The sequence below is a fragment of the Pradoshia sp. Z4_20 genome (assembly GCF_058216035.1).
This window is the reverse complement of the sequence record NZ_JBZAJD010000001.1, coordinates 356,685-383,523: the sequence shown is the minus strand read 5'-3', so window position 1 is coordinate 383,523 and position 26,839 is coordinate 356,685. Positions and strand designations below refer to the sequence as shown.

Annotated in this window: 27 protein-coding genes; 5 read left to right on the top strand and 22 right to left on the bottom strand. The window is 37.8% G+C overall.

All coding sequences use genetic code 11. The annotated features are described in order from the left end of the window. Positions 1–32: 32 nt before the first annotated feature. Genes spoIIIAD through spoIIIAA form a run of 4 tightly spaced genes read right to left on the bottom strand, consistent with a single transcriptional unit; the run spans position 33 to position 2,103 of the window. Positions 33–416 carry a stage III sporulation protein AD gene (gene spoIIIAD, locus AC4BHP_RS01860; protein WP_066104967.1) on the bottom strand — a complete coding sequence of 128 codons (384 nt, stop codon included), beginning with the start codon at positions 414–416 and terminating at the stop codon, positions 33–35. A gap of 26 nt (positions 417–442) precedes the next feature. Next, a complete protein-coding gene (spoIIIAC, locus tag AC4BHP_RS01855) occupies positions 443–646 on the bottom strand; it encodes a stage III sporulation protein AC (protein WP_049670184.1) in 204 nt (67 codons plus the stop codon). 21 nt (positions 647–667) lie between these two features. Next, positions 668–1,183 carry a stage III sporulation protein SpoIIIAB gene (gene spoIIIAB / locus AC4BHP_RS01850; RefSeq protein WP_066104970.1) on the bottom strand — a complete coding sequence of 172 codons (516 nt, stop codon included), beginning with the start codon at positions 1,181–1,183 and terminating at the stop codon, positions 668–670. Continuing rightward, a complete protein-coding gene (gene spoIIIAA / locus AC4BHP_RS01845) occupies positions 1,180–2,103 on the bottom strand; it encodes a stage III sporulation protein AA (RefSeq protein ID WP_490551158.1) in 924 nt (307 codons plus the stop codon). Before spoIIIAA ends, spoIIIAB begins: the two co-directional genes overlap by 4 nt. Positions 2,104–2,159: 56 nt before the next feature. Between spoIIIAA and AC4BHP_RS01840 the strand changes: the two genes are divergently transcribed. Further along, positions 2,160–2,303, top strand: a complete 144-nt coding sequence (locus tag AC4BHP_RS01840; RefSeq protein ID WP_180350001.1) for a hypothetical protein — start codon at positions 2,160–2,162, stop codon at positions 2,301–2,303. A gap of 78 nt (positions 2,304–2,381) precedes the next feature. Here AC4BHP_RS01840 and efp read toward each other — a convergent pair whose 3' ends face one another. The 4 genes from efp to AC4BHP_RS01820 all read right to left on the bottom strand — a co-directional run bounded on the left by efp (position 2,382) and on the right by AC4BHP_RS01820 (position 5,060). Continuing rightward, positions 2,382–2,939: an elongation factor P gene (gene efp, locus AC4BHP_RS01835; protein ID WP_066104976.1), complete on the bottom strand. Its 558-nt coding sequence runs from the start codon at positions 2,937–2,939 to the stop codon at positions 2,382–2,384. 21 nt (positions 2,940–2,960) lie between these two features. After that, positions 2,961–4,022 (bottom strand): M24 family metallopeptidase, encoded by a 1,062-nt coding sequence (locus AC4BHP_RS01830; RefSeq protein WP_139892486.1) that lies wholly within the window; start codon positions 4,020–4,022, stop codon positions 2,961–2,963. Positions 4,023–4,044: 22 nt separating this feature from the next. Continuing rightward, positions 4,045–4,479, bottom strand: a complete 435-nt coding sequence (gene aroQ / locus AC4BHP_RS01825; protein ID WP_490551157.1) for a type II 3-dehydroquinate dehydratase — start codon at positions 4,477–4,479, stop codon at positions 4,045–4,047. 68 nt (positions 4,480–4,547) lie between these two features. Next, positions 4,548–5,060 (bottom strand): YqhR family membrane protein, encoded by a 513-nt coding sequence (locus AC4BHP_RS01820; protein ID WP_066104981.1) that lies wholly within the window; start codon positions 5,058–5,060, stop codon positions 4,548–4,550. A 132-nt stretch (positions 5,061–5,192) separates the two neighbouring features. Between AC4BHP_RS01820 and AC4BHP_RS01815 the strand changes: the two genes are divergently transcribed. Together AC4BHP_RS01815 and AC4BHP_RS01810 are read left to right on the top strand one after the other, a co-directional pair. Further along, positions 5,193–6,140, top strand: a complete 948-nt coding sequence (locus AC4BHP_RS01815) for a DUF1385 domain-containing protein (RefSeq protein ID WP_066104984.1) — start codon at positions 5,193–5,195, stop codon at positions 6,138–6,140. A gap of 86 nt (positions 6,141–6,226) precedes the next feature. After that, on the top strand, positions 6,227–6,619 hold the full coding sequence (locus AC4BHP_RS01810) for an SA1362 family protein (protein WP_490551155.1): 393 nt from the start codon (positions 6,227–6,229) through the stop codon (positions 6,617–6,619). Between the two features lie 159 nt (positions 6,620–6,778). Here AC4BHP_RS01810 and AC4BHP_RS01805 read toward each other — a convergent pair whose 3' ends face one another. The 9 genes from AC4BHP_RS01805 to AC4BHP_RS01765 form a co-directional block, all read right to left on the bottom strand. Continuing rightward, complete coding sequence (locus tag AC4BHP_RS01805) at positions 6,779–7,387, bottom strand: hypothetical protein (protein ID WP_490551154.1); 609 nt, start codon at positions 7,385–7,387, stop codon at positions 6,779–6,781. Further along, a complete protein-coding gene (locus AC4BHP_RS01800; protein WP_490551153.1) occupies positions 7,387–8,004 on the bottom strand; it encodes a phosphate starvation-inducible protein PhoH in 618 nt (205 codons plus the stop codon). Before AC4BHP_RS01800 ends, AC4BHP_RS01805 begins: the two co-directional genes overlap by 1 nt. 413 nt (positions 8,005–8,417) lie before the next feature. Continuing rightward, a complete protein-coding gene (locus AC4BHP_RS01795; protein ID WP_490551152.1) occupies positions 8,418–9,158 on the bottom strand; it encodes an ABC transporter ATP-binding protein in 741 nt (246 codons plus the stop codon). Beyond that, entirely contained in the window at positions 9,159–10,649 is a 1,491-nt protein-coding gene (locus AC4BHP_RS01790) for an ATP-binding cassette domain-containing protein (protein WP_490551151.1), read from the bottom strand. After that, positions 10,633–11,619, bottom strand: coding sequence for an ABC transporter permease (locus AC4BHP_RS01785; RefSeq protein ID WP_139892494.1), 987 nt, complete (start codon positions 11,617–11,619; stop codon positions 10,633–10,635). The genes AC4BHP_RS01790 and AC4BHP_RS01785 overlap by 17 nt, the downstream gene beginning before the upstream one ends. Next, positions 11,612–13,195, bottom strand: a complete 1,584-nt coding sequence (locus tag AC4BHP_RS01780; protein WP_490551150.1) for an ABC transporter substrate-binding protein — start codon at positions 13,193–13,195, stop codon at positions 11,612–11,614. Before AC4BHP_RS01780 ends, AC4BHP_RS01785 begins: the two co-directional genes overlap by 8 nt. Positions 13,196–13,496: 301 nt before the next feature. Next, positions 13,497–14,393, bottom strand: coding sequence for a patatin-like phospholipase family protein (locus tag AC4BHP_RS01775; RefSeq protein WP_066105006.1), 897 nt, complete (start codon positions 14,391–14,393; stop codon positions 13,497–13,499). Between the two features lie 61 nt (positions 14,394–14,454). Then, positions 14,455–15,483: a spore photoproduct lyase gene (gene splB / locus AC4BHP_RS01770; protein ID WP_490551149.1), complete on the bottom strand. Its 1,029-nt coding sequence runs from the start codon at positions 15,481–15,483 to the stop codon at positions 14,455–14,457. A 96-nt stretch (positions 15,484–15,579) separates the two neighbouring features. Further along, on the bottom strand, positions 15,580–18,132 hold the full coding sequence (locus AC4BHP_RS01765) for a vitamin B12-dependent ribonucleotide reductase (protein WP_066105649.1): 2,553 nt from the start codon (positions 18,130–18,132) through the stop codon (positions 15,580–15,582). 579 nt (positions 18,133–18,711) lie between these two features. On the opposite strand from AC4BHP_RS01765, the gene AC4BHP_RS01760 reads away from it, so the two are divergent. Continuing rightward, positions 18,712–19,095 carry a rhodanese-like domain-containing protein gene (locus AC4BHP_RS01760; protein WP_225983605.1) on the top strand — a complete coding sequence of 128 codons (384 nt, stop codon included), beginning with the start codon at positions 18,712–18,714 and terminating at the stop codon, positions 19,093–19,095. 57 nt (positions 19,096–19,152) lie between these two features. Here the strand turns inward: AC4BHP_RS01760 and AC4BHP_RS01755 are convergent, their stop codons facing one another. Together AC4BHP_RS01755 and AC4BHP_RS01750 are read right to left on the bottom strand one after the other, a co-directional pair. Next, on the bottom strand, positions 19,153–19,755 hold the full coding sequence (locus AC4BHP_RS01755; protein WP_066105014.1) for a DUF1836 domain-containing protein: 603 nt from the start codon (positions 19,753–19,755) through the stop codon (positions 19,153–19,155). 74 nt (positions 19,756–19,829) lie between these two features. Next, complete coding sequence (locus AC4BHP_RS01750) at positions 19,830–20,513, bottom strand: NAD(P)H-binding protein (RefSeq protein WP_490551148.1); 684 nt, start codon at positions 20,511–20,513, stop codon at positions 19,830–19,832. Between the two features lie 120 nt (positions 20,514–20,633). Here AC4BHP_RS01750 and AC4BHP_RS01745 point away from each other — a divergent pair, with 120 nt between their 5' ends. Beyond that, positions 20,634–20,759, top strand: coding sequence for a DUF4023 domain-containing protein (locus tag AC4BHP_RS01745; protein WP_077248062.1), 126 nt, complete (start codon positions 20,634–20,636; stop codon positions 20,757–20,759). A gap of 645 nt (positions 20,760–21,404) precedes the next feature. On the opposite strand, the gene AC4BHP_RS01740 is transcribed toward AC4BHP_RS01745, so the two are convergent. The 3 genes from AC4BHP_RS01740 to AC4BHP_RS01730 all read right to left on the bottom strand — a co-directional run bounded on the left by AC4BHP_RS01740 (position 21,405) and on the right by AC4BHP_RS01730 (position 26,765). Then, positions 21,405–22,463, bottom strand: coding sequence for a DNA/RNA non-specific endonuclease (locus tag AC4BHP_RS01740; RefSeq protein WP_490551642.1), 1,059 nt, complete (start codon positions 22,461–22,463; stop codon positions 21,405–21,407). 1,099 nt (positions 22,464–23,562) lie between these two features. Continuing rightward, positions 23,563–24,573, bottom strand: a complete 1,011-nt coding sequence (locus tag AC4BHP_RS01735; RefSeq protein WP_139892499.1) for an NAD-dependent epimerase/dehydratase family protein — start codon at positions 24,571–24,573, stop codon at positions 23,563–23,565. Between the two features lie 155 nt (positions 24,574–24,728). Further along, a complete protein-coding gene (locus AC4BHP_RS01730; RefSeq protein ID WP_148630108.1) occupies positions 24,729–26,765 on the bottom strand; it encodes a Na+/H+ antiporter in 2,037 nt (678 codons plus the stop codon). Positions 26,766–26,839 lie beyond the last annotated feature (74 nt).

The following is a 26,839-nucleotide window of genomic DNA, read 5'->3' as shown; positions in this document are numbered from 1 at the left end:
CTTCAGCCCCTTTAAACCTTTCACCACAATGATTAGTTAGGAATCATCTGAATGACACTTTCAATAATGACCGTTAAAATTGGAATGGCCATCGTGAGGATAATAATCTTTCCAGCCAATTCAATTTTTGAAGCAATTGCACCCTGCCCGGCATCTTTTGTTATTTGTGATGTAAATTCAGCAATATAGGCAATTCCAATAATTTTCAAAACTGTTTGTAAGTAAACCATATTCACATTTGCATTAACGGCCAATTGCTGAATCATTTGAATGATTTCGTAGATTTTATCTATCAGAAAAAGAAATATAGCGCTTCCGACAAATACAACAAGTAAGAAAGCTAAATTTGGCTTTTGTTCCTTGATGATCATTGCCAGAAATGCCCCAACCAGTGCAACACCCGTTATCTGCAACATTTCAATGGCTCATCACCCCAATATTCCTATTGAAATAAAAACACGGATTTAATTCGATCAATCAACTGACCTACCACCTGTGCCACATTAAATAAGATATAAATAAAACTCACCAATATGACCCATTGTGAATATTCCTTCTTGCCCACCTGATCAAGAATCGTATGAATGAACGCAACAATCAGCCCGACCCCTGCAATTTTAAAAATAATATCGATATCAATCCCCATAACCCACTATCCTCCCTCTCGCTACATCATTAAAATGGCAATGAGCAGACCTGCAAAAAACCCTAGACTTCTGGCCATTTTGTCGTATTTCACCTGCTTATCAACGGCATCTGCTTCCTCCCTCTCGAGATGAACCAATGCCAACTGAATTTGTTTTTGCTGGCTCTCCCGATCATGTCTACCTAATGTTTCTCCGAATTGGAGAAGGATATCTATTTCTTTTTGCTGTAGTTCTGATTGTTTTCTTACCACTTCAAGACTTTCACCCCATGCTGCCGACACAGATTGATTGGCTGAGCCGAGCCTGCCTGCAAAGTCCGAAAAAAGAATTGAAACTGGAGCAGGAATTTGTTTCGCCAGTGTTAATACCGCTTCTTTTAAGGGAGAATGCCCATACATAATTTCAGCTTCCAAAATTTGAAGTGCCGCTCGTAAATCACGGATATGTTTAGGTCTGGTGATTAATTTTTTAGAAACTTCAAAGCCGATAAGGGATGTAGCTATAACAATTAAAACTGCACCTAAAATTTTAATCATATTCTCACTCTTTCCCCATCAAATAGCACCTTGCCTGTACGATCTTTTATTTTTGATATACATCCTGGCCGATCTATTCTCTTGAGTTCCACAATTCTCTCAAAATTAGCTTCCTGTACGATGTTTTTCATGATGGGTCTGGCTAATATATCATCAAGCGAATGTCCATGCGCCGTTATAAAGAGCGTTATACCAGCGTTTACGGCTTCCATCATCGCCTCAGCATCTTCTATTCTTCCGATTTCATCGGCCACAATGATTTCCGGGCTCATAGATCTAATCATCATCATCATTCCTTCAGCCTTTGGGCAGCCATCAAGCACATCTACTCTGATACCGAAATCCATTTGTGGAACTCCTTGAACACATCCGGCAATTTCAGATCGCTCATCTACAATTCCCACTTTCATCGCACGGACCGGATAGGAGCGATCTCCACTGGAAGCATAGCGGGCTAGATCTCTTAAAAATGTCGTTTTCCCCGTTTGCGGCGGTCCGATAATCAGAGTCGATAGCCATCGATTATGATATAAATAACGAACCCATTCATTTACCAACCCCTTCTTTTGTCTGGCAATCCGGATATTAAAAAAAGTGATATCTCTAAGTCCCTTCACTCTTCCATTTTCTAGAATGACTCTCCCTGCTAAACCAATCCGATGTCCTCCCTGAACGGTTATATAACCGCGTTTCAACTCTTCCTCGAGCATATAAAAGGAAAACTGGCTGACTTTATTAAGAAATAAATCTGCATCCTCCCGTAATACAGGCTTATGCCCATACGTGATTCCATTTCCGAACATGACTTCAAGCGGTCTTCCAACTCTAATTCTTATTTCTTCAATTTCCCCTGGATTTTTGGCTATTTCTTTTAACTCAGCGCCAATAGCCGGAGGTAATAATTCAATGATTGAATCCATATCTCTCCCTCGCCTGGTCTGTCATTATTTAAAATGTATTCATGGACAGGCCGTTTATGACTTTTTTAGAAACAAACGCGCGGTTAAATGACTATAACCGTAAAATAAAAATCTCTTTAGATTCGGAAAAAGGTATAGAGATAGAAGAATCCAGTAAATTAATTGGAATGGCGGAACTAAGGAAAGGTGGAATTGGATGACGGGGTTGTTCACTATATATTTTGGCTTAAACAAAAAACTCCCGGGAATTTACTCCCGGGAGTCTTTACACCTATTTATTAACCTCTTGATACATAAGATGCATCAGAAGTATTGATGATCAGTTTGTCACCTTCATTTACAAAGAAAGGAACTTGAACAGTAAGACCAGTTTCAACAGTAGCTGGTTTCGTACCGCCTGATGCTGTATCACCTTTGATACCTGGTTCTGTTTCAGTTACTACCAATGTAACAGTTGTTGGAAGCTGAACGCCAAGTGTTTCCGTTTGGAACATCATGATAGACACTTCCATGTTTTCTTTCAAGAATTTCAATTCATATTCGATTTGCTTAGATGACAATTCGATTTGATCATATGTTTCGTTATCCATAAACACATGATTATCTCCACTTGCATATAAGTATTGCATTTTACGGTTTTCGATATGTGCTTTAGCAACTTTTTCACCAGCACGGAAAGTTTTCTCCTGGATAGCACCTGTACGAAGATTACGTAATTTAGAACGTACAAACGCAGCTCCTTTACCAGGTTTTACGTGTTGGAATTCAATTACTTGCCAGATACCGCCATCCACTTCAATTGTTAAACCAGTTTTAAAATCATTAACAGAAATCATACAATATAGCCTCCTACAGCCTTATAAAATAAGTAAATCTTTCGTTGAATGAGTAAAGGTTTCGTTAGAATCATCCGTAATAAGGAGATCATCTTCAATTCTTACTCCTCCAACTCCAGGTAAATAAATACCAGGTTCACAAGTGACAGTCATGCCTTTTTCCAAAATAATATCAGATTTAGCAGAAAGTCCAGGACCTTCGTGCACTTCAAGCCCAATCCCATGTCCAAGGGAATGACCGAAGTATTCCCCATATCCTTTGGCAGCTATGATATCTCTTGCAAGAGCATCTGCTTCGCGACCTGTCATACCCGGTTTAATATGCTCCATTGCATACAACTGAGCTTCCAGGGTAACATCATAGATTTTCTTTAATTCATCAGTTGGGTTACCGACCGCCACTGTACGTGTAATATCAGATATATACCCATTATAAAGGGCACCGTAATCCATTGTGACAAAATCGCCTTTTTCTATTACTTTTTCTGTTGCAACACCGTGCGGCAATGCAGAACGTGCACCAGAAGCGACAATGATATCAAATGATGATGAAGTAGCCCCTGCTTTACGCATAAAGAATTCTAATTCATTTGATACTTCTATTTCAGTTAAACCTGGACGAATATACTCAATAATATGTTTAAATGCAGCATCTGCTATGTCTGCTGCTTCCTTTAATATCTTAATCTCTTGCGGTGTCTTAATCAAGCGCAATTTTTCAACAACATTGGAAACAGGAACAAGTTCACCTTCCACAACTTTTTCATATAACTTATAGGTAGCATAAGTAAGGTCATCCTGTTCAAACCCGATTTTTTTTGCATTCATTTCCTTCAATTGAGCCGCTATCTCATCTTGAATTGGTCCGCTATGTTTGACAATCTCAAATCCAACTGCCTGTTTACCCGCTTGCTCCACGTATCTAAAATCTGTAATAAATTTTGCATCCTTCTGGGAAATTACGACTACTCCCGCTGTTCCAGTAAAGTTAGAAATATATCTGCGGTTATATGGGTTTGTAATAATGATAGCATCAATATGTTCCTGACTTAATCTTTCACGCAATCTCTGAATTTTTTCCATTGAATAGACCTCTCCCTCATGATTAAGTAGTCAATAAAGCACGTAACGCCAATTCATAGCCATTCAACCCAAGCCCTACAATTTGACCCTTCGTGACAGGGGCAGTGACAGATTGATGACGAAAAGGTTCTCTGGCATGGACATTTGAAATATGTACTTCTATTACCGGAACTGAAATAGAGGCGATCGCATCCCGTATCGCATAGCTGTAGTGCGTAAATGCCCCTGGGTTTAAGATAATCCCTGAAGCCGAGTTTGTTTCCGCCTCATATAGCCTATCTATCATCGCTCCTTCGTAATTGGATTGAAAACACACCAATTGCGCCCCGAGTTTTATAGACTGAGTCGCTAACGACTCTTCAAGATCTGCAAGAGTCGTTCTTCCATAAATCTCGGGCTCTCGAAACCCCAGATAATTTAGATTTGGTCCGTTGATTAAATAAATTTTTTTATCCATAACCAGGCTCCCGTGTTTTAAAGTGATACTTTCAATTTTAACACAAGAGTGAAAAATTCGACTACCTATTACTGGACGGAATCCACTTTTACTTTCTTTCCTTCCTCTGCCTCTAGTTTCCGTTCATGATATTCAAAACTAATGGAGTACCCGACAAATAGTCCGTACAAGACAAAGATACATAGTGTCGTTACAATGGTATCCGCTGATAGTTCCCCAACCGTTTTCATTCCTGGAAATAATGGCCTTAATACAAGGAATGAAAGACCCCACAGAGCAATCCCATAAACAATACCAATCCAATAAGATTGCATCTTACGAAAAATAAAGGAGTAAACATAAGCAAAGAGCATAGAAATAAGACACAGGCATAAAATTGACAGTACCACGCCCATCCACCCTTTAACAAAATCGGCTTTCACCCATGTGCGAAGAAGAAATGTTGGACCTATTTCCGTAAAATGAAAATAGTGACAGATTTGAAAAATCGCACCCCAAAGCAATCCTCCATAAAATCCAACTGAATTAATTACACCATAATAGCCCATCGGCTTTTTCAGCTTTTCTTTTGCTGTTTCCATATCCAATCACCTCACAACTGCTAGTATGTGCGAAATAGACAAAGTTCATAAGAGAAATGGAAACAATCACTAGTGAAATAGAGAAAAATTCTGTAGAATAGATAATATAGACAACTTAACCATTATGGAGTGATGAATAAATTGGATAATAAGCCAATCTACGGCGGACAGGCTGTATTAGAAGGTGTAATGTTTGGAGGCAAACATTGTACCGTTACAACCATTAAACGAAAAGATGGATCATTCGATTCCTATGCATTGCCAAAAACAAGCCATCCCCTGCTGATAAAATTAAAAAAGATTCCGTTTCTGCGTGGTATTGTGGCTTTATTAGAATCCAGTGCAATCGGCTCCAAGCATTTATCTTTCTCTACAGATCGATATGACGTTGACCCAGCAGATGACCATAAGATTGAAGAAGAAGAAACGTCTAAACTGGGTATGATTTTGGGCGTAGCAGGCATTGGGATTTTATCCTTTATACTCAGTAAATTACTTTTTACCGTAGTACCAATATTTTTGGCTGTTATTTTTAAGAGCATAGCACCCGGAGAAACAGTACAAGTATTATTAGAAGGTTTTTTCAAACTCACATTATTATTACTATATATCTATATCGTATCGTTAACACCGCTCGTAAAAAGAGTCTTTCAATACCATGGGGCAGAACATAAGGTTATCAACGCATTTGAAAGCAATAAGGAATTAACGGTGGAAAATGTTCGTAACGCATCTAGATTGCATTATCGATGCGGAAGCAGCTTTATTTTATTCACCGTATTTGTTGGAGTTTTTCTATATATGTTCGTTCCTTCTGATGTCCTTTATATTCGTATTTTAAACCGAATTGCCTTAATACCAATTGTCCTAGGTGTATCATTCGAAGTACTGCAGTTAACCAATAAAGTACGTAACGTTCCTGTATTGCGCTTTTTAGGTTATCCGGGACTATGGTTGCAGCTTTTAACGACAAAGGAACCAAGCGATGAACAAATTGAGGTAGCCATCGTATCATTTAACAAAATGCTCGAAACTGAAAATAACTACAAACAAGGTTTACTCGAAGAAAAAATAGTGTAAAGAATAATAAAAGAAAAATAATTTCCTTGCTTGTTGTTTATTTTTTCCTAAATATGCCAATGATGCTCTTAAAGGAGGTGCTTTCTGTGAATCGTAAGAATTCGATGATTATTATTTATATCCTTCTTGGTTTCGCAGTTTTGGGGTTAATTTCCACTTTGATAAATAACCCGTTCCAACTAATTAAAAACGTACTCATTGGAGCCGCTGTTGTTGGGTTGATTTATTTTGTTATTACACGATTCAGGAATGGTAACTCGGGTGGAGAGTATCAGGCATACAGGAAAGCAGCCCGAAAAACAATTAAGAAGAAACGTAAACATGAAATGATTAAAACCAAAAGAAGCAGACATAATACACATGGATTAACCGTCATTTCTAAAGAACAGCTGATTAACAGACCTAAGAAAAAGTCAGATGTCAAACTGACTGTCATAGAAGGAAAGAAAGCACGTAAAAAAAACCGGGCCCTTTTTTAAAGAGTTCGGTTTTTTACGTGCTTTCGTTAAAGAACAATATATGATTGATACTTTAATCCTTATTTCACCTAACGGGTAAAATTAGAATAATAAGCTAGGGTGATTATAATAAAGGATAATCCATAAGTTATAGATTAAAAGTTTAACTGATAAATTGACTTATTTAAATTCTCCACGATACAACCATGGAAAAAGGCCATCTAAAAATCGTTCAGTTGCCGGCATAAAATAGGAACCATAATGATAGTCAGGATCAAGAGTCGTAATAATCCAAGTGCCCTTAGTTGATTGTTCATCTATATACAGTACAGATCCGCCATCATCCGTAGCTATAAGTGTGGTAGCATGCTCTGGTGGCCAAAATACTCCGTGTTGATGCCATGTTGAATCCTCAAGCGTAATATACTTAAAAAATTCATGGTCATCATTTTTAGTTACTAACCCACTATTTGCATTTTCTTCAAGCCACCACCAAAAATTCGTCTCGCGTTCTTCCCATTTTTGATTAGGGAGCCATCCCCATGGCTGTGGACCCATAGCCACAATAATACCGCCCTGATCAGCAAACTCATAGAACTTCTCTTTATTATCAAGCAGTATTTGACCATTTAATTGAGAAGGAACAATCAACACATCAAATCCTGTTAAATCAAAATCTTTCAATTCAAGCTGATAAATAAGAGAGTCTATGAATTGCGCATACTTTGGCTCATGAAACGTTCTATAATGCGGCGCATGCCCGCCATAAATCACAGCTATTTTTCTCATTATGCCTCAACTCCTTTGGTGCGTACTAATTCTTTCTTAAGGACCTCTATAAATTGAGGAGTTATTTGGTTTGTTGTGTTTTTCCGCTGACCATATCCTAATAAACTCCTGCCAGCATGAACAATAACTGTCCCATTCGTTGTTTCACGATCAATGTACGTAATGGCCTTACCATCTGTAAATGTTAGGCAAATCTCCGCATGTTTCGGTGGCAAATAAAAACCTCTTGCAAAGAAACCTGCAACACCCTTCGTATATACCATATCCTCTACTTTTACACCTTTAAAAATCGGTGAATCCTCAAGAACCTCTACTAGGTAATCCTGATGGCCGCGAATCTTCTTCGGCATCATTGGCGTACAGCCTGGCAGCCATGCTCTGAATAAGTGGCCACAAAAGACAACAATCTTTCCTTCGTTTAAGAATTGCTCTATTTTTTCTTTATGTTTATACAAATACTCCTGATCTGCAAAATCCGTAATAACTAAAACATTGTATGGAGCCAATTCAATGTTTGCAAACTCATATTCCATTAATTTAGTATGTTGACCGGATGATAATTCTGTTTTATAACTAAATGCATGATTCGGACATAGTTCCAGTATTTTAAGTTCCATTGTATCTCCTCCTTGTGTTGAGTAATCTAGCTTCAACTCCTAGTCCCTCGAGTCATAAGCATAACCTCTGCAGGAGGAATAATGCTTCCTTCCGAGCCTCTGTCTTATGCTTTTCGGGCCTGACCAGTCGTCTCAGCTTTTTATGCAATCTAGCTTCAACTCCTAGTCCCTCGAGTCATAAGCATAGCCTCTGCAGGAGGAATAACGCCTCCTTCCGAGCCTCTGTCTTATGCTCTTCGCGGGCCTACAGGATGTAGGTCATGAAGACGTTGTCACACGACGTGGCGTTTTTAGTCTTCATTCCTTAAATCAGTCGTCTCAGCTTATTATTCAATCTAGCTTCAACTCCTAACTCCTCGAGTCATAAGTGTAGCCACTGCAGGAGGAAAGATCACCTCCCTACGTGCCTACTCTTATGCTTGTCGGAGCTGGGCAAGTCGTCTCAGCTTTTTGTTTTCAAAGTAGTAGCATGCTTCTACTAATTTTTTTGTGTAGGGATGTGTTGAGTGGTTTAGAACTTGAGAAGGAGGTCCGCTTTCGACAATGGTCCCTGTCTCAAGTACCATCATTCGATCTGCTACATTACCGACAGACTGAATTCGGTGCGTAATGTATAAAACAGACATATGAAATTCAACCTGAAATTTCTTTAATAGGTTGATGATTAACTTTTCTGTTTGCGGATCCAGAGCAGATGTAATTTCATCGGCTATTAAAAGCTTAGGATTCATTAATAAAGCTCTAATAATAGCTAATCTCTGTTTTTGTCCTCCGGAACATTGGCTTGGTTTTTTTGCTAATAATTCCGTCGGTAAGTCCGCCTTAGCCATTAATTCTTTTATTTTCTTTTTTATTGATTCCGGCTTTTCCTTTTTAAGTACAAGCGGTTCCATTAAACTTTTCTCCATTGTCCAAAACGGGTTAAAGGAACGCTCCGGATTTTGGTAAATATATTGAATCGTACAACATGGCTCTTTTTCAACAAGTCCGCTTGTCGGTGATTGAATTCCCATAATAATTTCAGCCGTTGTAGATTTACCTGACCCTGATTCTCCTATCAAACAAATAAATTCATTGCACAAAATCTCAAAATTGATTCCCCGAAGCACATCCTGATTTTGGTAGCTTTTATTTACATCTTGAACTCTTAACATTCATTGCACTTCCTTCATCAGTTGTTTATCACTTAAACTAAAAATCCGATCCGAGATTGCATACGCTACATCTAAATCATGCGTGATAAATAATAGACTGATCCCATGTGAACGGACTTTTTCCTCCAAGAGTTCCACTACTTCTTTTTTCAATATAGGATCCAGCGCACTTGTGCATTCATCTGCAATCACAAAAGCTGGTTTATTTACCAAAGAGAGTGCGATTAGAGCCCGGCTCAACATGCCGCCGGAGCACTCATGCGGATACTTGTCCAAAATGTTTTTATTTAACGTGACTTCCTCAACACTCTTCTCAGCTTCCGCAAGACTTATACCGGTTTCTAAAAACTGTTCTTTTAATTTTAATACTGGATTAAATGCTGCCCGTGCATCCTGATAGATATATGAACATGTTTTCCAATAGTGCTTTTCCCTAAAGGATTTCCCTCGAACAGATTCACCGTCATATGTAACATCACCAGACCAGTTTTGAGCCGGCAATAACCCGTACAAAGCTCTGGCTATCGTTGTTTTTCCACTGCCTGAAGGTCCTATCAAACTCACAATCTCTCCTCTTTTGATCGTAAACTCGATATTTTCAACAATAGTAGTCTCGTCATATGTAACCTGCTCCAAGTGACAATTTAAATCGCGAGACTTGCCGGTCACTGGTGTTGTACCCTTTTGTTTCTTTGTTTTTGAAGACTTCTTCTGTTTATCTTCCAATAAGAAAGCAAGCGAAACCGATGTGATGAGCAGCATAATCACTGGCGGCAATACAATCCATGTCCATTGGCCAGTTAAGAAAATAGATGTTTGTGTGAAAGCCGTATTTAACATGCTTCCCCAAGATATCACATTCGGGTCACCCAAACCTAGGAATGCTAAACCTGCTTCTGTCAAAACAGCAGATTGAAATGTCATCACGAATTTAGTCTTTATGATGGGCTGCAATTGCGGAAGAATATGAGATTTCAATACATAAAAAGAACTGCCACCAAACAGCGCCGATGCTTTTACAAATTCTCTTTCTTTTAATGTTAAAACAGAGGATCGAATAATTCTCATATAACCCGGCCACGATAAAAGACTTAAAATGATTACAAGCTGAATTACACCGGAACCCGTAAAAGCAACAACCAATAATATCAAAAGCAAATTTGGAAGCACTAATAAAATATTGGCCAGCCCGTTAATGAATTTATCGAATTTCGGCAAATATCCCGCTGCCAGTCCCAGCAATACACTTAAAACTGTCGAACACAGAGCAATACAAAGTCCAATTAAGACACTTGTACGGGTTCCATATAATAATTGGCTAAATATATCCTGACCTAAACGATTTGTACCCAGCCAATGCTCAGATGAAGGAGGTTCAAACAATCCTCCGCTATAATCCATTGCTGAATAAGGAGAAAGTAATGGACCAAAGAATGCCAACAGCATGACCACGGCTAAACAAAGTAAAGGGAACTTATAGAACTTTTTCAACATGTTTGCCCCCTCTAACACGTGGATCTAGTTTAGGATAAATAGAATCTGCCAGTGCATTGCAAATCAAAATCATAACAGCAAATAATAAAAACAGACCATGCATCAATGGGTAATCCCGTGAAAGAATGGACTCTTTTAATAACTGCCCAATTCCCGGGTAAGAAAATAACGTCTCTACAAAGATTGCTCCTGTAAAGGTGTAGCCAATTCTTATCATAATCAGAGTAAATATAGGTATTAAAACATTTTTAAACGCATGTCTGAAAACTAACCGGATTTCCCTGACGCCCTTCATCTTCGCAAATTCAATGTAAGGTGAGGAAGCTACCTGAATCGTTTCATTACGCACGAGTAAATAGATCCTTGTCAGGTTTACCATGGTTAATGTCACTATTGGTAAAATAGCATACTTAGCCGCATCATTAACTTTTACCCATATTGATTCGCTATCCATAAACGGTGTATGGGCTCCGCTCATTGGAAGCATATCCAGCATAACTCCAAACACAATAAGCAATAGCATACCGAATAAAAATTCGGGTAAAGCGCCAATTGCCAGCATTGTTGACATGAATGTTTTATCACCTTTTTTATGATGAACCCAACCCGATAACAGTCCTAAAAAAATACCAATTACAATAGATAGAACAGAAGAAATTCCGACAATCCATAGCGTGTAAGAAATATGGTCCATTATGATATCATTAACAGGCAATTTATAAGTATATGAAAATCCAAAATCAAACTGTACGATGCCAACTATATAATCAATAAATTGTTCAGCCATTGAATCATTCAGCCCATAATATTCAATCATTGAATTCTTTTGTTGCTCTGTTAAAGTTGCACCGCTTTCCTGCCCCTCTAAATATTCAAGAGGTCCCCCCGGCATTAGTCGAGGAAGAAAAAAATTTAAGAGAATCAAGATAAGAAGAAGAGAACCGTACAGCTTAAAAATTTTAATCATATTCAATAAACGCTGCCTTGTTATCTGTTAATGGAATTCCGTCTGAAATACCACCATATGTGTTAAACCATCCATCAAATACATTAGCATCATAAACAAAGTAGAACGGGCGATGGTAAATCACTAATGTAGGCAGCTCTTCAGCTAAAATATCCTGCATAGAATCAACTGTTTCGTTACGCTCTTCCCCTTCTTGAGACAGTTGTTTACTAGCCAACTCGTTAAATTCTTGATGATTGAATACAGCATTCCCAGCATATGCATTGCTTGCCTGACCAGAGAACCATAAGCGGAGGAAATCAGGATCCCCACTTAATCCAATGTGCCCTGTTAAAGCCATATCATATTTCCCTTCACTCATAGCAGTTGTAAAAGTAGCTGTATCTACTGTTTGAATTTGCAATTTCACCCCTACATCAGCAAGCATTGATCTCATTAATTCGGCTTCCTGAGGAGTAGAAGAAACCAGAAGTTTTAAGCTAAGCTCTTCTCGAACACCATTTTTATTTTTTTCATATCCGAGTGAATCTAACATTTCATTTGCTTGATCCACATCATAATCATATTTTTTTACATCTTCATTAAACCAATCCGAATCAGGTGGAATTACCCCTCCGCTACCAACAATGGTTTTGGAATTCCCCAATACTTTTTCTGCTATTTCACCTCGATTAAGTGCATAGGCAATTGCTTGACGTAGCCTTTTATCACTTAACTGTTCATTTTCCAAATTAAAAACAATACGAACTGCGCTTCCTGTTGGATTACTTTGAAGCGCTTTAAACCCTTGTTCTTCCATTTGCTTCACTTCTGTATAGTTATACGTCATGCCGCCGGTTATTTCCCCTTTTTGCTGGGAGAGCATTTTATTCTCTACATTCAAATATTGAACTTCCTTAACCGTAACATCACCTTTGAAATAAGCCTCATTTGCTAGGTAACGATAATTACCAGTCGAGCTGTTATAGCTATCAAGAACATATGGACCTGTACCTATTAATGCATTTTCTTCCGTATATTCCATTGGATTTTCGATTTCTGACCAGATATGCTCTGGTAGAATTGGAAGAATTCCGGCAATTTCAGTGATAAATGGGGAATATTCCTCGGTCAACGTAATTGCAACTTTGTGATTTGATATTTTCTTTAGTGAAGCTATTTTAGACATATCTGCATTCCACTGGAACGCATGTTTCTTAAAATAGTTATATGAAAAGACAACATCATCGGCGGTTAATGATTCTCCATCATGAAACTGCACATCTTTTTCTAAATTAAACGTGTATGTTAGCTTGTCCTCAGATACTTCCCAGGAAGATGCCAGCCAAGGAATTACCCCAGTCTCATCTTTCCAAGTAAGCGAGTCGAAAATGAAACTGCTGCGTAAATATCCTCCGGGACCATTTGAGGTAAATGTAAATGGAGATGGGAACCCACTATCTGCCCATGCAATCTTCACGGTCTTATTTTTTTCAGATGCCTTTGAATCTGTATTTGTATTTGGTGAAGTGCCACCACCTGAACATCCTGCGAGCAGGATGAATAATGATAGTAGTAAAAATGAAATCCTTTTCATCCATACAACTCCCTTTCAACATATGATGGTTCTTATCATATAACAGTTGATAATGATTATCAATATCATTATTTTAAAAAATTATAATCGTTTAATAAATGAGAAAAACGTCCTATACAAAATACACTATATGATGGAAAATATTACTAATATATAAAGAAAATGTTTTTATTTTCTCATTCAATTTATTATATCAACATATTCTTATCGTTTATAACTATTAAGAGCCACTCTTTTTGAGACAAAAAAAGCACCCTACTATTAGTAGATGCTACAAAGTGTACTTGTTTATTGTTTTATATCATCTGATTCGGTAAACCCAATCCTTAAGAAAATGCTTCGCCGCTTCTTTACCTTGATCAATTAATACTAGCCGCTGATTGTCAGAAATAGAAAACTCTATAAATCCAGCCTCTTTAATTGGTATAAACACAATGTTTTTAACGAATTTTCTTGAAATATATCTGGCATCATGAGCATTCCTCATCGTTTCAAATAAAGATGTAAAAAGTTCGATTGCATTATTGATATCACGCTCATGGACCACTGCTTGTTGTTTTTCTGGTACCAGCCTTAATCCTAGCACCGGTCTCTCAGCGATAACATTATCTTGATCAAACAGCCACATAGGAAAATTACTTAAAACCCCGCCATCTACGATAACCCTTTTCTCCCCTACCGTTCGAAGCGTAATCGGCTGAAAGAAAAAGGGGACAGAGCAGCTCATACGAATCGCTCTCGCCACTAAGAACTGATTGGGGTTTATATTATATTTTGGCAGATCATCCGGCAAAACCATCAATCTTCCATTTGTTAGATCAGATGCAATAACTCTCAATTGTTTATCAGCTAAATCTGCAAATGTCCTAATATTTTTCCTGGCCAATACCTCTTTAATCCATAGCTCCAAGGCATCCCCTTTGTAAAGTCCCATACTCCAATATAATTTGAGCCATTTGGCTAGTGGAAAATGTTTATTTTTTTTTGTTTCCAATAGCTTCGTTAATTTAACGCTTTTCATAATTTCATTAATTTCGCTCCCTGAGTACCCCGCTGCTATAAACCCGGCAATGATTGCGCCTGCACTTGTTCCGGCTACTCTTTTAAACCGATATCCCTGCTTCTCTAATTCAATTACTGCCCCAATAAGAGCAAACCCTTTTATACCTCCTCCGGAAAACACTCCGTCAATAAACAAATAAAACCCCTCCCCCCTTACTTACTCATTTTTAATCTGGGAGAGAGAGGTTTAGAACACATTAGGTAAAGTATTGTATTTCTGCATTCGGAAAGAACTCTTTGATGGAGTTTTCTATATGAGTTTTCAAAGCATTCGCTTCTTCATCAGGATAGACATATTTCCCTATACCGTATTTCCCCCATTTATACTTACGCTTCGTTTCATCCATCTCAAGCTTTGTCTTAGGATATCGTGCTTGAATAACTTTTTTTGCCGGCTTTGTAAAGCGATGCTGGATGAGTTCAAAGCTAATTTTCATCATGGACAGCTCTTCACCTAACTCATGCCTCAAACGATCAAATAATTCGTAATATCCTTCTTCCCAGCCTTCATGCATATATATCGGAGCGACTATAAACCCAAGATGATATCCCGCTGCTGCCACTTTTCGAGCAGCCTCCAACCGCTCATCAAACGAAGAGGTTCCTGGCTCAAAATTTTTTATAACATAACGGGAGTTAATGGAGAAGCGGAAACTGGTTTTTCCATTATGTCTAGCATCAAGCAAATGATCGACATGATGAAATTTAGTTACAAATCGTAATCTTCCATATTCAGTACTGCCGATAAAATTAATCGTTTCCTTTAAGGAATGCGTGAGGTGATCAATACCTACTATATCGGAGGTACAAGCCGCCTCAAATCTTGTGATTTCCGGCGCTCTCTGTTCCATATATTTACTTGCCTGTTCAAAAATCTCTTCTAGATTCACGTACACTCTAATATAGGGCTTACTGCCAAGCGTTGTTTGTAAATAACAATAATGACAATGCCCCATACATCCTGTAGCCAGCGGGATCGCATACTCTGCTGAAGGCTTTGATGTATCAAATTTTAATGTCTTCCGTATTCCAATCACCATCGTGGATTTGGCGATTCGATATTTTTGCAGTTCATTATCACCGGGCAAATCGCGAATCTGATTATGGGATGTGGTTTGCCTAATTTCCACTGGCAGGCTCTGAAATTTTTCATATAAAGCCTTTCCTAACGGATATTCCAATGCTTTAGGTTCAAAATAAACTAATTGAGGAATAAATGGTTTCATGTTTTTCACCTACTTAACAGATAGTGTGTTCAGAAATAAAAAAAAGGATGGCGTTAATCTTTACCATCCTTTTTATCACTTATATCAATTTTTTATTTACAATCCACATTTAAGCTGAGCACCGCAGTTCGTACATGTATTGCACCCACCAAGTTCCTCCACTTTTCCTTGGCGGCAGACCGGACAAGTATTTCCAACTTCGCTTCCGATTGTTACGCTTGTTGATTCAAGTGCATCAATTGTGTCGATAAGAACAACATGCTGCTTCGTATGTTGCGGCTGAGTAGATTGATCCGTATCGTTTTCAGCCTTTAACGTTAATACCTGTGTATCACGGCTTCCATCTACATATACAGTTCCACCCTTAGCTCCGCCTTTATATAGACGCTCATACACTCGTTCTACTTGTTCAACGGAATATCCTTTCGGTGCATTTACCGTTTTACTGATCGAGCTATCAATCCAACGTTGGATAATGCATTGTACATCAGCGTGTTTCTCAGGAGTTAAATCCATTGCAGAAATAAACCATGAAGGTAGATTATTGCTGTCTGCATTAGGATTGCGACGTAAATACTCTTCTACTATATCAGCTTTCACTTCAATAAATTTACCCAAACGTCCGCTTCTGAAATATGTGAATGAGAAGTATGGTTCAAGACCTGTAGAAACACCTACCATTGTACCAGTGCTTCCAGTAGGAGCAACTGTTAACAAATGTGAGTTACGAATACCATATTTCATGATTCCTTCACGAATATGTTCAGGCATTTTTTTCATATACCCTGTATTAATAAAACGTGTGCGCAATTCTTTCGTTTCTTCCTCTGATTCACCGACTAAGAACGGGAAGCTACCTTTTTCTTTCGCGATTTCAATAGATTCCTCATATGCTGCAGTTGCAATTGTTTCAAATACAATATCAACCAGCTTATTTCCTTCTTCGGAACCATATTCTTTTTCACAATAAATAAGCATATCATGCAGACCCATTACACCTAGGCCAACGCGTCTTTCCCCTAGAGCCTGTTTTTTATTGGCTTCAAGGAAGTATGGAGTCGCGTTAATAACATTATCCTGCATGCGCACGCCGACTTTTACCGTTTGTTTCAGTTTCTCCAAGTCCACTTGTTTGCGATCTTTATCTGTCATTTCAGCCAGATTGACAGCAGCCAAGTTACATACAGAATAAGGAGCCAATGGCTGTTCCCCACAAGGATTCGTCGCAACTACTTTTTGACCGTACGCTTTAGCGTTTGTCATATCGTTTGCATTATCGATAAAGAAAATGCCCGGCTCCGCAGAATAAGTCGCACAAATATTGATTAAATTCCATAATTCGCGAGCTTTAATTTTACGATATACACGCACAGCATAACCTAGTTTCTCCCATTCGCGTACATCACCGCAATCAGCCCATTTTTCATTATAGGCTTTCATATCTTCTTCATTATAGGACTCAACATCCGGGAATCGAAGTTCATATTCTCCGTCATTTTCTACAGCTTCCATAAATTCTTTTGTTAAGCACACTGAAATATTGGCACCTGTTAAAAAGTCTGGATTATGAACAGTATCATTTCCACCAGCGGAAAGTTTTTCTTCTGCTTCCTTAATGATTGCCTCATTAAATCCGCCAAACCCCGAGATGTTTTTATAATTGACTATGCCTTGATACATGGCTTCCTCTTGCATTGTGAGCGGAGTGAATTTCAATTTTTCAGATGCATGTCTACGAATTACTTCATCCTTGCTGACTTCCATTAAGAAGCGCAAAATTTTAGGATTTTGCATTTTTGAGATGATAAATTCTACGATATCCGGATGCCAGTCAGAAAGCATAATCATTTGAGCTCCGCGACGGGAACCACCCTGTTCAACTAAGTGAGTTAATTTTGCAATATCATCCAACCAGGATACTGCACCTGAAGATTTTCCGTTTACACCGCGAGCAAGCGTGTTTCTTGGACGTAAAGTGGAACCATTCGTACCGACACCGCCTCCGCGACTCATAATTTCCATCACATGTTTGCGATGTTCAGAAATCCCTTCACGGCTGTCATTAATAAATGGCATTACATAGCAGTTAAAGTAGGTTACTTCTGTTTCAGAACCGGCTCCATAGAGCACACGTCCTGCCGGGATAAAATTCGTTTGAACTAATTCATTATAAAATTTATCAAACCATTCCTTGCGTTTCTCTTCCGTTTTTTCAACTTCAGCCAAACCGCGTGCATTCCGTTTCGCAATCTGTTCATAATAAATTTCAAGCGGTTTTTCAATGACGTCGAGTGATTTACAAATCAGACCGGTTTTAATTTCATCATGCTTGTCCAAGGATGAGCGGAATTCTTCTTCAACCAATACATGTGCTTTCTTGGCTTCCCAATCAATATGTTGGATGTACCCAAGTCCACGGGCAGGAAATTTTGGGTCTTCTTTAATGGTAAGTACAACAAAATCTCCATTACTAAGTGTCATTTTTTCCGTATCTTTGAAGGAATAGCGATCTATCATCACAAGCCTTGAAACACCCTTATACGTCTTATTCATGTCTGGAGTAATCGGAAAAACTTGCGGAAATAGGGCTATATCTTTATTTAACCTTTCGACATTTATAGACAACTTGCGATTTGTTACAGTAGGCAATTTGATCTCTCCTTCAACCAATAATATTATCTCTTTTTTATTTATCTTTGTTAAGTTCTTAAATGAATATCTCTACGTTATCATAGGCTACATTTTAATTCAACATATAGTATTTGTATTTTTATAATCCATACCACATATAGTGTCTGGAGCATCTTCTGCTAAAATTGTCAATTATTAAAATTTTACAAAAAGTAAAGAAAATCAAAGATATAATCTTCTTTTTAACTATTTTTGAACCAAAATAAACAAAATCTCAGCTTGCATATTATGAAGCTTAACTATGCTTCATATAACAGCGTTTTTGCATTTTCGACCCAAAATTTTTTTCCTAAAAAATAAAATTTTGTCCATAATGCACGATACTTGATTTATAGTGATTTGTAAACTTATTGTCCTTTCTAATAACGCTATATGGATATAACCATTATTTTGAATCCAAAGACAATATGTCTACCTTCCTAAATGCAATAATTTTTTATCACAAATTCGTAAACTATTACCAGAAAATTTTTTTGCCAGACAAATATACGAACTGTATAATAGTAAAGTGAACAGAAAGAGAAAGTGGGGATTGAATTGCCAACATCATTAATCGTATTAATTGTACTGGCTGTATTGATCATTGGATATTCCATCTACAGTTGGTTCTCCAGCAAAAAAATGGTTACGACATTGTCCCAAGAGGACTTTAAAGCTGGCTATCGAAAAGCTCAGTTAATAGATGTTCGTGAGCAAAAAGAGTTTGATGGCGGACATATTTTAGGAGCCCGCAACATACCTTCAACACAATTGAAAATGCGTATGAAGGAACTCCGCAAAGATAAACCTGTTTATCTTTATTGTCAAAGCGGAATGAGAAGCACACGAGCTGCTCAGATGCTATATAAAAAAGGCTATCGTGAACTTTATCAACTCGAGGGCGGCTTCAAACAATGGAAGGGTAAAATTAAAACTAAATAAAATCAAAGAGCCAATGCAGGGTATGCACTTGGCTCTTTATAATTAAACGGATATTTTTTATGATTTCGTTTTATTACCACTGTTAAATTCATCTACCAGATTCTCTGCTGCTTTTTTATACAGCTGGCTCATATGAGAAAGAGAAGCGATCATTAATAATTTCTCAAAATATTCAACATCGCCATTGAACTCATCCAGAGTGCCGCCTAAATGTACCCCTTCTTCTTTTGCCTCAGAGATACTCTCTAGTATGTCTTCTTTAAATTTATGAGCATTGTGATCAGTCAGGCGCAGAAAGCTGGAATACAGCTCATCAAGCTGTAAGTCTTCCTCTACTATCTTAGTGTTCAAGGGTCCCAGAATCGTTTTAATGTCACTTATAGAGAGTGTCCCTTTCAACTGATAAATCAGGCTGATTACTATTAAATGCCGCTTAGAATATTTTTTATTTTTAATAGGAAAAAATACTTTACCCTTGGCATAATTGTTGATCATCGTTTTAGTTAAAACTTTTTCATCATCATTCCGCTTAGACATTTTGAATTTACTCTCGAATAATTGAATGACTTGATCCATATATAAATCAATATCTGGTATATCCTCTAATGTGATTTTATCTTGCAATCCCAGTTGATTGATAAGTTCTTCATTGTTTTTCATTTTGTAACCTCTGTTTACTAATAGTAATTTCTATTATACATTAACCATTCAGATTCTGTAAGGATGGTGAACTTTTAGCATTTTATAATTTCGGAATACTTGGCAATTTGCTCTATCTCATGGGAAGCAACTTCATTTATACCCTTTTTATCCTGCAGCGCACATATATACATAGCCTCTGCCACCATTTTTCCTTGTACCGGCTTATATTTCTTAAGAGGACCTTTAAATACAAACGGGCAAGATTTACTGACTAAAGCTGCCAATCCCTCTCCCAATCTAAATTCTTGCCTATTCCCCAATAAAAGTGATGGTCTAAAAATGGTTAGACTGTTTAATTGAAGCTGTTTCAATGCAGTCTCCAGTTGCCCTTTTGTTTTGCTGTAAAACACATGGGATTTTTCATCAGCACCCATTGCAGAAATAATTAAGAATTGACGAACCTGGTGCTGTTTAGCATTCTCTGCAAGCATCAACGGGTATGTATAATCGACTTTCCTAAACGCTTCCTTTGTCTTCGCTTTCTTAATGGTTGTACCCAAACAGCAAAAAATACAATCAACATCACTTGGTAGAGGTTCCTGATCCAATTGTTCAAAATCCGGAAAACTTTCCCTAAGCTTTGAATGTTGAATACCCGTGCTGGTCCTTACCCATACAATCACTTTCTCAAATTCACGTGAATCCAAAAGCGTTGTCACCAATTCCTTTCCAACTAATCCGGTTGCCCCAATTACTAACCCTACTTTACCGGTCATCTATTTTCCTCCATCTACCCTTTATTTTCGTTTCCTCTATTATAATCTATTTTCGTCATGCATGAATTCCATTAAAATTGAGAAAATAACTATAAATCCATAAGAGGGAGGATGAAATATATGAAAGAAGAAAGCACTCATGAATTTGTAGAAAATTTGCATGAAAAGCAACAAAAGGCTGAAAAGAACCAAGCTAAACAAGGATATGGACGTCCAAGCAAAAAACTTCCAAATAAACAGCATTAATACCTTGTAATCGAATGCCATGAGTTATGTTTCTCATGGCTTTTTGCTTACTTGCCAGCCTTTCTTACGATTAATCCCATAAATAGAGTAACACCTATTAGTAGTACCACTAAAACCCATTACTTCCATTAACATGAAATTCCCTGTTAGATAGCATTATTTTATAAAGCCCTCAAAAATTCATAATATTGCTCCTTCTTATATTGCAGGTTAGTGGAATCAAACAACCTTATATATTCATATCTTAGGAAAAATGATTTGGGTGTGATTAAAGAATATGAAAACACATAATCAAGTTGTTTTCTATACGATTAGGTGGTCTACCATTAAAAAATTTTTAGTACTAGATTTTATAACAGGTACAGGTATTTATTATGCATTTAAAATTATTTCATCCAGCGTTTTAGTTGGTGTTTTAGGAAGTATTATTTGTACCGAAGGGATTAAACGGTTACCTGGCAAACTAATGCGTTGATTGGAAAGGGTAAGGATTCTAGCTAGTTATTATCTTTGTTAATATGAAAATAGCCCCACCAAAAAGGAAGTAGCTTATTGGACTAACGCTCTTTCAGTTTAAGTAATTTTTATCACTACAGAACCCTCCTATTGACTAGGAGGGTTTTAATATTTCTATAGTTTAGATGCCTACTCACCTACCATCCCATCACCATCGTTATCCCGCATATAAGGGTACAACCAGTGGTCACTCGTTATAGGCATACTGAAACCTGCATCTTTTGCTTCTTTAATCGTCACCTCACCATTACCGTTCGTATCGACACTAGAAATATTACCGCCTGTATTTGAACTGATTGAGTTTTCACTTGAACTAGTTGAGTTTTTACTTGAACTGGTTGAGTTAGAAGACTTGCTTTCTGTTAAACCAAGTGATTGGTTTACTTCATCCGGGTTAACATTGTCAAATTTATCTACAACTTTGTTGCCCTTGATGGTATACGTATACTTATAGCTTGAAGGAACCTGTGTTTTTGTATTCGGATAGGTGATAATTGCTTCAAAATTTGTCGCACCACCTGCATCACGAATCACTTTTTCCATATATGCTTGGTCGCCATACCTATTCAATGTACTTTCTTGTGGGGTAATATTATAAGCATTCGATACCCCTCCTAGAGAGTCAGCTATGATATGTCCTTCATCAAAATTATCACTTTCAACACCCGGAACTTTTGCCTCATCAGAGTAATATCTACCAGATGATGTTACATGCTCGCTACTGTCATCTTGTAGAATAATCTCGTCCGCAATGACACGTACTAGTTGCCCGTATTCATTAGTAAACGCCCAATATTTGCGATCCCCATAGCCGATATCCACGACAACATTGGGTTCACGATAACCAGATAAATCGCCACCATCCACTTTGATAAGTTTGTATCCTGAGAACTGTGTCTCCTCTTTTTTCTTAGCTTCCGCCTTTGTCTTAGCTTCTGCTTCTGCCTTTGCCTTAGCCTCCGCTTCCGCCTTTGCCTTAGCCTCCGCTTCCGCCTTTGCCTTAGCCTCCGCTTCCGCCTTTGCCTTAGCCTCCGCTTCTTCCTTCGCCTCAGCCTCCGCTTCCGCCTTTGCCTTAGCCTCTGCTTCTTCCTTCGCTTTAGTTTTTTCTTCCTCTGCTTTAACCGTACCTACTTCTTGCTGTTGCTCTACCTGTGCGCTACTATCAGCAGACTCTTCTACTGGAGGAATTATTGAACTTAAAGTAATACATAATATCGCTGCAGCACCAAAAATCATTACTACATGCAACCTTTTGGCTTCAGGAGCTCTCTTCAAAACAAAGCTCGGTTTAATTAAGCCCACAAATAAAGCTGCGATAGATACTAGAAATAGGATAAGAAGCAAATTATCAATTACTGAAGGTGACAGTATCCAAATAAAAGATACTGCTATTGCGCCCCCAAAAACCCGCCACACAAATGGCTTATTTCTTTTAGTTTCTGGAAGCCATGAAAGAACAACGTTCGGATCATTCAAACCTACGATTAGACCTAGAAAAGATATTAAAAGCAGTCCAACCAACAAAGCCATCTTTCTTCCTCCTTCTATTTTTGTAATTAATATGGATAACAAATAGGCTTTTCATAATAGCTCATATTCTTATTTACCACTCGGCAATCCGAACTCAATCTAGATATTATTTCCATATAGTAATAGAACGGGAAAATTATGAAGAGACCTCCAGAATCAATCCAAAGGTTTACGTTTTGAGATGCTTTTCTAAAAATACTCTGAAGTAATAACCTTTTTGATATCATAAATGGCATAAAGATAAAGAAAACACGCCCCAAAAAACGGCGTGTTTTCTTTATTGTAAATATTACTTCTTCTTTAACTAATCCTCCATTAATTTATTAAAATGCTATCTACGCCCACAATTGGGTTCGTTCTTTATACTCCTCTGATAGATTCACCAGTCCCCCCTATTTCCTCCAAGTAGTATTATAGCTTCGTTTGTTATACAAGATCTCAGTCCACCTAGCCTTATATATATTTATACAAGTAGGGGGTGAACAGTTTAGCGGAGGAAATCCATATCAGTCCCACATCCCCGTAAATTCTACCCTGGCTACTGATAGAATAAATCCATATAAAAAGTTCAACCAGAAAGTTCTGGCTGAACTATATAATACGAACCATACCAACTTCCCCTTCCATACGAAAGCCACAATCTTTACGAAACAGCCTTTTGTTAAGGTTCTTTATAATGACCCATTACCTTTTTCATAACAAAAAGGAAGGAAACAAAGCTTCCCTTCCTTTATATATATTTTTCTCTCATGTAGATTTATTCAGCTTTCATATCAACTACGGCTTTTTTTCCTTCCAATATATCCAGACTTAACTGAACTGATTCTCCGATGGCTTTTTCTATATCATCTGGCTGTACACCAAAGTGGTCAACAATTGTCTTTTTATCAATGAAAAGATTTTTAGTAAAGATTTTTGCGAATTCAGCCGTATCCAATCCCAGTTCTATTCCAGCACTCTTTTGTTTTTCTGCTTTCGCCTTCATCGCTTCAATATAATTAGAGGCAGGAATTGTTATGATTTCTTTGTCCGGTGTTCCCATGTATTTATGGAAGATGGTCAGCATTTCTTTCCACTCCATATTATAATAGCCAACCGGGTAATTACCTGTCTTCCCATTTATTAAGGCACCAGCAATGCACTCCCCGATCTGCTTCGCTGTCACCATGGTTGTTCCTCCTTCAGGATACATGACAGCTTCTTTCATATTTTGAATCTGTTCAACAAGGAATACCCAAACAGGCTTACGTCCCTGCTGGCTTCCAAAGACATATGGAACCTCCAAAACGGCTACACTCATATCATCATCCCCGAAGGATAAAGCCATATTAGCCTGATCTACACGGCTCCTTATATATGGATGGTGCTTCGTCAGTTCATACTCGGGTAGTTCTCTATTAAAATAAGCAAAATACGACCCCAGTACAACTGAATGTTTGACACCGCATTCCTTTGCTATTCTTAATAGCCGTTCTAATGGTGTAATATTATATTTTTCAAAAAATGAATAGATTGGTGATGGTGCCTCTACTCTTTCATCTACACCTGCCGCAAAAACAAATCCGTCACAGCCTGTTAAATATTTACGAATATCATCATCTGTCAATGTTAAATAATTTCCCAGAGTTATCTCCATTTCTTCAGGAAGGTTACTGCCTTCAGGGATAGGTGGCAGTGACAATGTTGCCACTTCATGCCCTTGTTCAATTAATACCCTTGCGCCTTCAGCACCTAATAAGCCCGTACCGCCAATCATAAATACTTTCATGTTGGTTGCCTCCTCCGTTTTATTCTCCTAAATTTTATCATCTAAGATAGTGGTATATTTGACCAAAAATGTATTTTATGTGAAATCTTATACTCACATTTCCCTTTACCTTTAAACGGTAAACAAAAAAGCTCACAGGTAGAACACCTGCAAGCCTATTCCTCAATTTCCTGAAGCATAACACTCTCCACATAATTCACAAATCGACGTAAATCCTGAGCCAGTTCGCGATTTATTTGGCCTTCTTCATACATTCGCTGAATGTCAGCTCGTTCAGCTTCAATAGCTTTGAAACGTAATTCTTCTTTTTGCTGATCCTTCATACTATTATTTGAACGGGCTTTATTTGGTTGCTTCAGTTTATCAATAATTCTTCGATACTCATAAATGATGGATGAAACATGTGAATTGTTCGTTTCCTCTACATATTTTTCTAGACTTTCAATGGCAGCTTTTGTCGCCTGAATCTGAATATCCCGCATATCATTTAACAGGACTGCCGTCTTTTCGTTTTCCTTGGTTATCACACGCTTATATTGCTTATACTTCCTATATAATTGGCCAAAAAGAGTCGTTATTTTGGACATGAAATTCTCTGTGAGTAAATTTTCTCTTATATCCAAGGACTTCTCGAGTCTTTTCACAATCTCTTCACTTACAGAACCATCAGCAGCAGCCTCCTGGATATAATGTCTTTCTGCTCTTAAACCAACTAAGCGAGCCTCTATTCTCTCTTTTTGCGATACCTTAATAAATTCTAAATCCTTATTTTCATAGCGAATTTGCTCAATCATCTTTTTATATTCACCAATTAACTCGTAACCAGCGGATTGATTCTCCGGCTCTAGTTCTTCTTCAATCCGCTTTATGGCAGTCCTCAATATTTTTAATTTCATCTGAGCATCTAAAAACTCTTTCTCTTCATCACTCTCTGGTTCAATGGCTTTTTTACTGATCAAAGGCAATAGAATAGTCGCAGCTAAAAGAGTAAATAAAATAACACCGCCTGCTATAAATACAATTAGAGACCGTTCAGGAAATAAATCTCCAGTTGCTACAAAGTATGGCATTGACAATACACCTGCCATGGTAATTGCACCGCGTACGCCAGTCAAGCCGGTTAGAAGGGCCACTTTCCAGCTGGGCTTCGATTGTTCTTTTCTGTTAGTTATGTAATAACCCATGCTTAAGAAGCAGTAGGACCAAACAATTCGGATAATCATGATAGCCAAACCAATCGCCAGGACATAACCGAGCACAAGCCAATTGCTGATTAGAGGATTCTCTACCGTTGCTCTCATAGAAGAAGGCAAACTCAAACCCAATAATAAAAACACCACTCCATTGAGTACAAACAAGATGATCGACCACATATTCTCAGTGACCACCTGTTCCTCCGCACTTTTCATTCCAGTCTTTTCACTTAAACTGGAATGAACAATACCTGCAGCTACTACAGCAATTACACCAGAGGCGTGCAGGACTTCTTCTGAAACAATATAAACAATAAATGGCGTTACAAATTGCAGCAAAGAATAAAAGGTAACATCCTGTATCCCTTGTCTTCTTAGTGAATAACGGATTAGGATAGCTAATAATCCGAGGATAATACCAGCAATCGCGCCAACAATGACCACATAAACAAAATCGGCTGCTGCCTCCCGCAATGAAAAATAACCTGTTACAACCGCAGCAACCGCATAATTAAAGGCAATTAAACCAGACGCATCATTAATCAACGATTCGCCTCGAACAAGACGTAAAATAATCGTCGGTAAGTAAATCCTTTCGGCAATTCCATTCACCGCTACTGGATCCGTTGGAGAAAGGATAGCTGCTAAAGCAAAAGCAGCGGCCAACGGAATACTGGGAATCAGCCAGTTAATAAAATATCCGCCAATTATAGTCGTTAAAAAAACAAGAATAAATGCATTGGCCAATATTGGCCAGCGCATTTTCCATAAATCATCGCGTGGAAATCGACGTCCATCATTAAATAATAGCGGTGCAATAAATAAAAGCAAAAACCATTCCGCTTTTAACTCAAATGATAGATCCTGTATGAATAAAGCAAATAAAATCCCCAAAGCTATTTGAGTTAAAGCGGTGGGGATGGATGGAATATAGTGGCTAATAATATTCGATATTAAAAGCATGACTAAAAGCAATATAATTGATAAAAGTAAATCCATTATTCTCCCTCTAACTCGATATTAATAATTTTTATATTCTTCCACAAAAGGAGGCTACTTATTAATATACCCAT

Coding starts and splice junctions, on each gene's coding strand:
- spoIIIAD (WP_066104967.1), bottom strand. CDS start 416: ATGTTGCAGATAACGGGTGTTGCACTGGTTGGGGCATTTCTGGCAATG.
- spoIIIAC (WP_049670184.1), bottom strand. CDS start 646: ATGGGGATTGATATCGATATTATTTTTAAAATTGCAGGGGTCGGGCTG.
- spoIIIAB (WP_066104970.1), bottom strand. CDS start 1,183: ATGATTAAAATTTTAGGTGCAGTTTTAATTGTTATAGCTACATCCCTT.
- spoIIIAA (WP_490551158.1), bottom strand. CDS start 2,103: ATGGATTCAATCATTGAATTATTACCTCCGGCTATTGGCGCTGAGTTA.
- AC4BHP_RS01840 (WP_180350001.1), top strand. CDS start 2,160: ATGACTTTTTTAGAAACAAACGCGCGGTTAAATGACTATAACCGTAAA.
- efp (WP_066104976.1), bottom strand. CDS start 2,939: ATGATTTCTGTTAATGATTTTAAAACTGGTTTAACAATTGAAGTGGAT.
- AC4BHP_RS01830 (WP_139892486.1), bottom strand. CDS start 4,022: ATGGAAAAAATTCAGAGATTGCGTGAAAGATTAAGTCAGGAACATATT.
- aroQ (WP_490551157.1), bottom strand. CDS start 4,479: ATGGATAAAAAAATTTATTTAATCAACGGACCAAATCTAAATTATCTG.
- AC4BHP_RS01820 (WP_066104981.1), bottom strand. CDS start 5,060: ATGGAAACAGCAAAAGAAAAGCTGAAAAAGCCGATGGGCTATTATGGT.
- AC4BHP_RS01815 (WP_066104984.1), top strand. CDS start 5,193: ATGAATAAATTGGATAATAAGCCAATCTACGGCGGACAGGCTGTATTA.
- AC4BHP_RS01805 (WP_490551154.1), bottom strand. CDS start 7,387: ATGAGAAAAATAGCTGTGATTTATGGCGGGCATGCGCCGCATTATAGA.
- AC4BHP_RS01800 (WP_490551153.1), bottom strand. CDS start 8,004: ATGGAACTTAAAATACTGGAACTATGTCCGAATCATGCATTTAGTTAT.
- AC4BHP_RS01795 (WP_490551152.1), bottom strand. CDS start 9,158: ATGTTAAGAGTTCAAGATGTAAATAAAAGCTACCAAAATCAGGATGTG.
- AC4BHP_RS01785 (WP_139892494.1), bottom strand. CDS start 11,619: ATGATTAAAATTTTTAAGCTGTACGGTTCTCTTCTTCTTATCTTGATT.
- AC4BHP_RS01780 (WP_490551150.1), bottom strand. CDS start 13,195: ATGAAAAGGATTTCATTTTTACTACTATCATTATTCATCCTGCTCGCA.
- splB (WP_490551149.1), bottom strand. CDS start 15,483: ATGAAACCATTTATTCCTCAATTAGTTTATTTTGAACCTAAAGCATTG.
- AC4BHP_RS01755 (WP_066105014.1), bottom strand. CDS start 19,755: ATGAAAAACAATGAAGAACTTATCAATCAACTGGGATTGCAAGATAAA.
- AC4BHP_RS01750 (WP_490551148.1), bottom strand. CDS start 20,513: ATGACCGGTAAAGTAGGGTTAGTAATTGGGGCAACCGGATTAGTTGGA.
- AC4BHP_RS01745 (WP_077248062.1), top strand. CDS start 20,634: ATGAAAGAAGAAAGCACTCATGAATTTGTAGAAAATTTGCATGAAAAG.
- AC4BHP_RS01735 (WP_139892499.1), bottom strand. CDS start 24,573: ATGAAAGTATTTATGATTGGCGGTACGGGCTTATTAGGTGCTGAAGGC.
- AC4BHP_RS01730 (WP_148630108.1), bottom strand. CDS start 26,765: ATGGATTTACTTTTATCAATTATATTGCTTTTAGTCATGCTTTTAATA.